The 6,257-nt window shown below is 44.9% G+C and carries 2 protein-coding genes, 22 tRNA genes, 2 rRNA genes and 1 pseudogene (1 of these 27 running past the window's edge); 26 read left to right on the top strand and 1 reads right to left on the bottom strand.

Annotation, left to right across the window (positions count from 1 at the left end):
* The 24 genes from NST14_RS25040 to NST14_RS24925 form a co-directional block, all read left to right on the top strand.
* Positions 1-1,469: ribosomal RNA gene (locus NST14_RS25040) — 23S ribosomal RNA — on the top strand; it begins 1,454 nt to the left of the window's first position.
* A gap of 103 nt (positions 1,470-1,572) precedes the next feature.
* Positions 1,573-1,688 (top strand): 5S ribosomal RNA (rrf, locus tag NST14_RS25035).
* A gap of 4 nt (positions 1,689-1,692) precedes the next feature.
* Positions 1,693-1,768, top strand: a tRNA-Val gene (locus NST14_RS25030).
* A gap of 4 nt (positions 1,769-1,772) precedes the next feature.
* Positions 1,773-1,848, top strand: a tRNA-Thr gene (locus NST14_RS25025).
* A gap of 9 nt (positions 1,849-1,857) precedes the next feature.
* Positions 1,858-1,933, top strand: a tRNA-His gene (locus NST14_RS25020).
* A 22-nt stretch (positions 1,934-1,955) separates the two neighbouring features.
* Positions 1,956-2,036 (top strand) — tRNA-Leu (locus NST14_RS25015).
* A 29-nt stretch (positions 2,037-2,065) separates the two neighbouring features.
* A tRNA-Gly gene (locus NST14_RS25010) sits at positions 2,066-2,140 on the top strand.
* Between the two features lie 16 nt (positions 2,141-2,156).
* A tRNA-Leu gene (locus NST14_RS25005) sits at positions 2,157-2,245 on the top strand.
* Positions 2,246-2,248: 3 nt separating this feature from the next.
* Positions 2,249-2,322 (top strand) — tRNA-Arg (locus tag NST14_RS25000).
* 10 nt (positions 2,323-2,332) lie between these two features.
* Positions 2,333-2,406 (top strand) — tRNA-Pro (locus tag NST14_RS24995).
* Positions 2,407-2,422: 16 nt separating this feature from the next.
* Positions 2,423-2,495 (top strand) — tRNA-Ala (locus NST14_RS24990).
* A gap of 20 nt (positions 2,496-2,515) precedes the next feature.
* Positions 2,516-2,592: transfer RNA gene (locus NST14_RS24985), tRNA-Met, on the top strand.
* Between the two features lie 4 nt (positions 2,593-2,596).
* A tRNA-Ile gene (locus NST14_RS24980) sits at positions 2,597-2,673 on the top strand.
* Positions 2,674-2,690: 17 nt separating this feature from the next.
* A tRNA-Ser gene (locus NST14_RS24975) sits at positions 2,691-2,783 on the top strand.
* Between the two features lie 27 nt (positions 2,784-2,810).
* Positions 2,811-2,887 (top strand) — tRNA-Met (locus NST14_RS24970).
* Between the two features lies 1 nt (position 2,888).
* A tRNA-Asp gene (locus tag NST14_RS24965) sits at positions 2,889-2,964 on the top strand.
* Positions 2,965-2,976: 12 nt separating this feature from the next.
* Positions 2,977-3,052, top strand: a tRNA-Phe gene (locus NST14_RS24960).
* Positions 3,053-3,066: 14 nt separating this feature from the next.
* Positions 3,067-3,142, top strand: a tRNA-Thr gene (locus NST14_RS24955).
* Positions 3,143-3,152: 10 nt separating this feature from the next.
* Positions 3,153-3,228: transfer RNA gene (locus tag NST14_RS24950), tRNA-Lys, on the top strand.
* Between the two features lie 13 nt (positions 3,229-3,241).
* Positions 3,242-3,312: transfer RNA gene (locus tag NST14_RS24945), tRNA-Gly, on the top strand.
* A 10-nt stretch (positions 3,313-3,322) separates the two neighbouring features.
* Positions 3,323-3,399: transfer RNA gene (locus NST14_RS24940), tRNA-Ile, on the top strand.
* 7 nt (positions 3,400-3,406) lie between these two features.
* Positions 3,407-3,481, top strand: a tRNA-Asn gene (locus NST14_RS24935).
* A 7-nt stretch (positions 3,482-3,488) separates the two neighbouring features.
* A tRNA-Ser gene (locus tag NST14_RS24930) sits at positions 3,489-3,579 on the top strand.
* 5 nt (positions 3,580-3,584) lie between these two features.
* Positions 3,585-3,656 (top strand) — tRNA-Glu (locus NST14_RS24925).
* A 98-nt stretch (positions 3,657-3,754) separates the two neighbouring features.
* Here NST14_RS24925 and NST14_RS24920 read toward each other — a convergent pair.
* Positions 3,755-3,941: pseudogene (locus tag NST14_RS24920) on the bottom strand (IS4 family transposase); the annotation flags it as partial.
* Positions 3,942-4,108: 167 nt separating this feature from the next.
* Between NST14_RS24920 and NST14_RS24915 the strand changes: the two are divergent.
* Positions 4,109-4,585 (top strand): GyrI-like domain-containing protein, encoded by a 477-nt coding sequence (locus NST14_RS24915; protein ID WP_061536578.1) that lies wholly within the window; start codon positions 4,109-4,111, stop codon positions 4,583-4,585.
* A gap of 560 nt (positions 4,586-5,145) precedes the next feature.
* A complete protein-coding gene (locus tag NST14_RS24910) occupies positions 5,146-6,090 on the top strand; it encodes an L-lactate dehydrogenase (protein WP_229143068.1) in 945 nt (314 codons plus the stop codon).
* The last annotated feature ends 167 nt before the right edge of the window (positions 6,091-6,257 follow it).

The following is a 6,257-nucleotide window of genomic DNA, read 5'->3' as shown; positions in this document are numbered from 1 at the left end:
TTTATCGTTTGAGCAATGGAGGGACGCAGAAGGATAGAAGAAGCGTGCGATTGGTTGTGCACGTCCAAGCAGTTAGGCTGATAAGTAGGCAAATCCGCTTATCGTAAAGGCTGAGCTGTGATGGGGAAGCTCCTTATGGAGCGAAGTCTTTGATTCCCCGCTGCCAAGAAAAGCTTCTAGCGAGATAAAAGGTGCCTGTACCGCAAACCGACACAGGTAGGCGAGGAGAGAATCCTAAGGTGTGCGAGAGAACTCTGGTTAAGGAACTCGGCAAAATGACCCCGTAACTTCGGGAGAAGGGGTGCTTTCTTAACGGAAAGCCGCAGTGAATAGGCCCAAGCGACTGTTTAGCAAAAACACAGCTCTCTGCGAAGCCGTAAGGCGAAGTATAGGGGGTGACACCTGCCCGGTGCTGGAAGGTTAAGGAGAGGGGTTAGCGTAAGCGAAGCTCTGAACTGAAGCCCCAGTAAACGGCGGCCGTAACTATAACGGTCCTAAGGTAGCGAAATTCCTTGTCGGGTAAGTTCCGACCCGCACGAAAGGTGTAACGATTTGGGCACTGTCTCAACCAGAGACTCGGTGAAATTATAGTACCTGTGAAGATGCAGGTTACCCGCGACAGGACGGAAAGACCCCGTGGAGCTTTACTGTAGCCTGATATTGAATTTTGGTACAGTTTGTACAGGATAGGCGGGAGCCTTTGAAACCGGAGCGCTAGCTTCGGTGGAGGCGCTGGTGGGATACCGCCCTGACTGTATTGAAATTCTAACCTACGGGTCTTATCGACCCGGGAGACAGTGTCAGGTGGGCAGTTTGACTGGGGCGGTCGCCTCCTAAAGTGTAACGGAGGCGCCCAAAGGTTCCCTCAGAATGGTTGGAAATCATTCGTAGAGTGCAAAGGCATAAGGGAGCTTGACTGCGAGACCTACAAGTCGAGCAGGGACGAAAGTCGGGCTTAGTGATCCGGTGGTTCCGCATGGAAGGGCCATCGCTCAACGGATAAAAGCTACCCCGGGGATAACAGGCTTATCTCCCCCAAGAGTCCACATCGACGGGGAGGTTTGGCACCTCGATGTCGGCTCATCGCATCCTGGGGCTGTAGTCGGTCCCAAGGGTTGGGCTGTTCGCCCATTAAAGCGGTACGCGAGCTGGGTTCAGAACGTCGTGAGACAGTTCGGTCCCTATCCGTCGTGGGCGTAGGAAATTTGAGAGGAGCTGTCCTTAGTACGAGAGGACCGGGATGGACGCACCGCTGGTGTACCAGTTGTTCTGCCAAGGGCATAGCTGGGTAGCTATGTGCGGAAGGGATAAGTGCTGAAAGCATCTAAGCATGAAGCCCCCCTCAAGATGAGATTTCCCATAGCGTAAGCTAGTAAGATCCCTGAAAGATGATCAGGTTGATAGGTTCGAGGTGGAAGCATGGTGACATGTGGAGCTGACGAATACTAATAGATCGAGGACTTAACCATATAATATGTAGCAAATGTTATCTAGTTTTGAAGGAATATAAAAAAACTTGTTGACTTTCAAAGTTAAATGAGTTACAATAATTCTTGTCTTAAATGAATACAGTCTGGTAATGATGGCAGAGAGGTCACACCCGTTCCCATACCGAACACGGAAGTTAAGCTCTCTAGCGCCGATGGTAGTTGGGACCTTGTCCCTGTGAGAGTAGGACGTTGCCAGGCAAATGGAGGATTAGCTCAGCTGGGAGAGCACCTGCCTTACAAGCAGGGGGTCGGCGGTTCGATCCCGTCATCCTCCACCATTTAGCCGACTTAGCTCAATTGGTAGAGCAACTGACTTGTAATCAGTAGGTTGGGGGTTCAAGTCCTCTAGTCGGCACCAGAAATCATGGCGGTTGTGGCGAAGTGGTTAACGCACCGGATTGTGGCTCCGGCATTCGTGGGTTCGATTCCCATCAGTCGCCCCATTTTTCTTAAATAAATTAATATGCGGGTGTGGCGGAATTGGCAGACGCACCAGACTTAGGATCTGGCGCCTTTGGCGTGGGGGTTCGACTCCCTTCACCCGCACTTTTAATTAAATAACTCATACATGTCTTGCGGAAGTAGTTCAGTGGTAGAATACAACCTTGCCAAGGTTGGGGTCGCGGGTTCGAATCCCGTCTTCCGCTCCAATTTTCAATATGACATGCCGGGGTGGCGGAACAGGCAGACGCACAGGACTTAAAATCCTGCGGTGGGTGACCACCGTGCGGGTTCGACCCCCGCCCTCGGCACCATATGCGCCCGTAGCTCAATTGGATAGAGCGTTTGACTACGGATCAAGAGGTTAGGGGTTCGACTCCTCTCGGGCGCGCTTTTATTAACGGGAAGTGGCTCAGCTTGGTAGAGCACCTGGTTTGGGACCAGGGGGTCGCAGGTTCAAATCCTGTCTTCCCGATATTCCCAAAAAACATGGGGCCTTAGCTCAGCTGGGAGAGCGCCTGCCTTGCACGCAGGAGGTCAGCGGTTCGATCCCGCTAGGCTCCACTTATTTTAATATCATTTATGGCGGTGTAGCTCAGCTGGCTAGAGCGTACGGTTCATACCCGTGAGGTCGGGGGTTCGATCCCCTCCGCCGCTACCATAAAGGACCTTTAGCTCAGCTGGTTAGAGCAGACGGCTCATAACCGTCCGGTCGTAGGTTCGAGTCCTACAAGGTCCACCATTAGAAGTTTATATCTCGGAGGTATACCCAAGTTCGGCTGAAGGGATCGGTCTTGAAAACCGACAGGCGGCGAGAGTCGCGCGGGGGTTCGAATCCCTCTACCTCCTCCATTTTTTCTTAATTAAATATTTTATCGTCGCGGGGTGGAGCAGTCTGGTAGCTCGTCGGGCTCATAACCCGAAGGTCGCAGGTTCAAATCCTGTCCCCGCAACCAAGGTCCCGTGGTGTAGTGGTTAACATGCCTGCCTGTCACGCAGGAGATCGCCGGTTCGACCCCGGTCGGGACCGCCATTTTTACATAAAGGCTCGGTAGCTCAGTCGGTAGAGCAGAGGACTGAAAATCCTCGTGTCGGCGGTTCGATTCCGTCCCGAGCCACCATTTTGAAGTCGCAAGCCGGCTTAGCTCAATTGGTAGAGCAACTGACTTGTAATCAGTAGGTTGGGGGTTCAAGTCCTCTAGCCGGCACCACTTTCAAAATGAGCCATTAGCTCAGTTGGTAGAGCATCTGACTTTTAATCAGAGGGTCGAAGGTTCGAGTCCTTCATGGCTCACCATTTACAATTTAATGCGGGTGTAGTTTAGTGGTAAAACAAGAGCCTTCCAAGCTCTGGTCGAGAGTTCGATTCTCTTCACCCGCTTTTCAATTATGGGCCTATAGCTCAGCTGGTTAGAGCGCACGCCTGATAAGCGTGAGGTCGATGGTTCGAGTCCATTTAGGCCCACCATAATTGTTCCGCAGTAGCTCAGTGGTAGAGCTATCGGCTGTTAACCGATCGGTCGTAGGTTCGAGTCCTACCTGCGGAGCCATATTTATAGAGAAGTACCCAAGTGGCTCAAGGGGCTCCCCTGCTAAGGGAGTAGATCGCGAACGCGGTGCGAGGGTTCGAATCCCTTCTTCTCTGCCAGAACTGGCCCGTTGGTCAAGTGGTTAAGACACCGCCCTTTCACGGCGGTAACACGGGTTCGAATCCCGTACGGGTCATATTAAAAGAGATAGCATAATCTGCTATCTCTTTTTTGTTGTGTAAAAGTGGACTTTGGATAGTCTGCTTTTTTTATGGAATAAAAGCAGGATGAAGTATTCGCTGTTATAGTTGGGAATACAGAGAGCCGTAAGTATAATCATATTGTTTACCTTGACCTGTATGAATATGAGGGAATGTTCACTTAACAAATCATACTCAAGTTGAATTTTTATCTCAGCCGTATGGCTACAACCTCCTACACTTGGATACACCGATAAAAATACATCTGGGAGTCGAAATGCTTATTAGATACAGAAACGCTATCCTTTCCTATGATTTTACAGAAAGAATAGCGTATTTTTTATTTTAGGGAATATTTTGTTGGATAAGAGAAATGAAACATAAAAAGGAAAATAAAAAAATTTGCTGAAAGTAATAGGTAACTAGAAGAATGAGGAGGTTTACTGTTATGTCTGAACAATTACTACAAAATATGGCGGTTAAGGAATTGGATGAGATGAAGTTAGTAGGATTTCGAGTATTATGCCCAGAAGACCAATTTATAAAAGAAATACCTAAAACATCAATGCTTTTGAATAAACGTATTAACGAAATTAAACAGGTAATGAATCCATCTATTCAAGTTGGAGCTTTTGTTGTAAATGAATGTTCTAATGAAAAAGAAGGTTATTGGGTTTGTGTTCAGGTTAAAGGGTATAAAGATATTCCGAAGGGGATGGTAATGTTAACGGTTCCTCCCCAAAAGTATGCCGTATTAAAGTATAAGGGTCCAAATACTAATATCATGAGTGCTTATAATGATTTACATAAATGGATAGAAAAAAAGGGATACTCAAGGTCATTAACGAAATGGCACTTAGAAATATATCATAGCTGGGAAGATCCTAAGAAATTAGTTGTAGAGTTATTAGATACAGTTGAATAATAAAAATTGAAATATGGGGCGCTCAACTAAAGGATGCTTTAATTGAGCTTTTTAATATTGAAATTGCTGTATTAGGCGCTACCACGGAAAACAAATAGTATAAATAGAAGAAGCTGTCTTTCAATAGATGATCTACTGGAGACAGCTTTTTTATGATGCTAACGTTGTCGAGTTTTGTCGGTAAGTCGATATATTGCAAAAATCGCCGATATAATTTGAGTTACGGTCGATAAATTTCAATAATCGCTGATATATTTGGAGTTACAGTCGATATATTCTAAAAATCGCCGATATAATTTCACTTACTGACAAAAACATAAGAAAATCCCTTTCACAATCTAAAGAAAACGCCTCCATTGAAATGGATTCCACACCTATTCCAATAACTTTACACTCTATGTGAAAAAGTTCACAAATAGGTCATAATTTGTGAAGTAATTCACAATAATACGTGCTACAATATGAGTGTAAAGAAGTTAAACAACATTAAATTAGTATTTTAATTAATTACTTAAACAATCATAAAAAATATATGTGAACAATAGAGAGGGGAAATTACCATGAAAAAAGGTATCAATCGTGTAGTATTAGTAGGAACAGGAGCTGTAGGTTGTAGTTACGCTTACTCAATGATCAACCAAGGTGTAGCTGAAGAATTCGTATTAGTAGATGTTAATGAAGCAAAAGCAGAAGGGGAAGCAATGGACTTAAGCCATGCGGTACCATTCTCTCCATCACCAACAAAAGTTTGGAGCGGTAGCTATGCAGATTGTAAAGATGCAGATTTAGTAGTTATCACTGCTGGATTACCACAAAAGCCAGGTGAAACTCGTTTAGACTTAGTTGAGAAAAATACAAAGATCTTTAAACAAATCGTTCGCGGTATTATGGATAGCGGATTCGATGGAATCTTCTTAATCGCAACTAACCCAGTTGATATTTTAACTTACGTAACTTGGAAAGAATCTGGTCTACCAAAAGAGCGCGTAATTGGTTCTGGTACTACTTTAGACTCTGCTCGTTTCCGTTACATGTTAGGTGACTACTTAGATGTAGATCCACGTAACGTTCATGCTTACATCGTTGGTGAACACGGTGACACTGAACTTCCAGTATGGAGTCACGCTACTATCGGTGTACAAAAACTAGAAACAATCTTAGCTAACAACGAACAGTACAAACAAGAAGACTTAGACAAAATCTTCGAAAACGTACGTGATGCAGCTTACCATATCATCGAGCGTAAAGGTGCAACTTATTACGGAATCGGTATGTCACTACTTCGTGTAACTAAAGCAATCTTAAACAACGAGAACAGCGTATTAACTGTATCTGCATACCTTGAAGGTCAATACGGTGAGAAAGATGCTTACGTAGGTGTTCCAGCTGTAATTAACCGTGAAGGTGTACGTGAAATCGTAGAGCTTGAGTTAAATGAGGATGAAAAAGCGAAATTTACTCATTCTGTAAAAGTATTAAAAGAAACAATGGCACCAGTACTATAATAATAATTGCTAAATAATCCAGAAGTGGGGAACTACTTCTTACTTCTGGATTTATATATAATTTAATATAAATTCCTTTTCCAGTTTCCCTTGTATATCCCCAATATACCCCTTTTGCTGGATCAGGGTCGTTTATAGAAAAGAGCACTCTACTTTGCGTAGAGTGC

The sequence above is a fragment of the Bacillus sp. FSL W8-0519 genome, from assembly GCF_038005585.1.
Classification (GTDB): domain Bacteria; phylum Bacillota; class Bacilli; order Bacillales; family Bacillaceae_G; genus Bacillus_A; species Bacillus_A paranthracis.
This window is presented reverse-complemented; position numbering and strand designations above follow the sequence as displayed.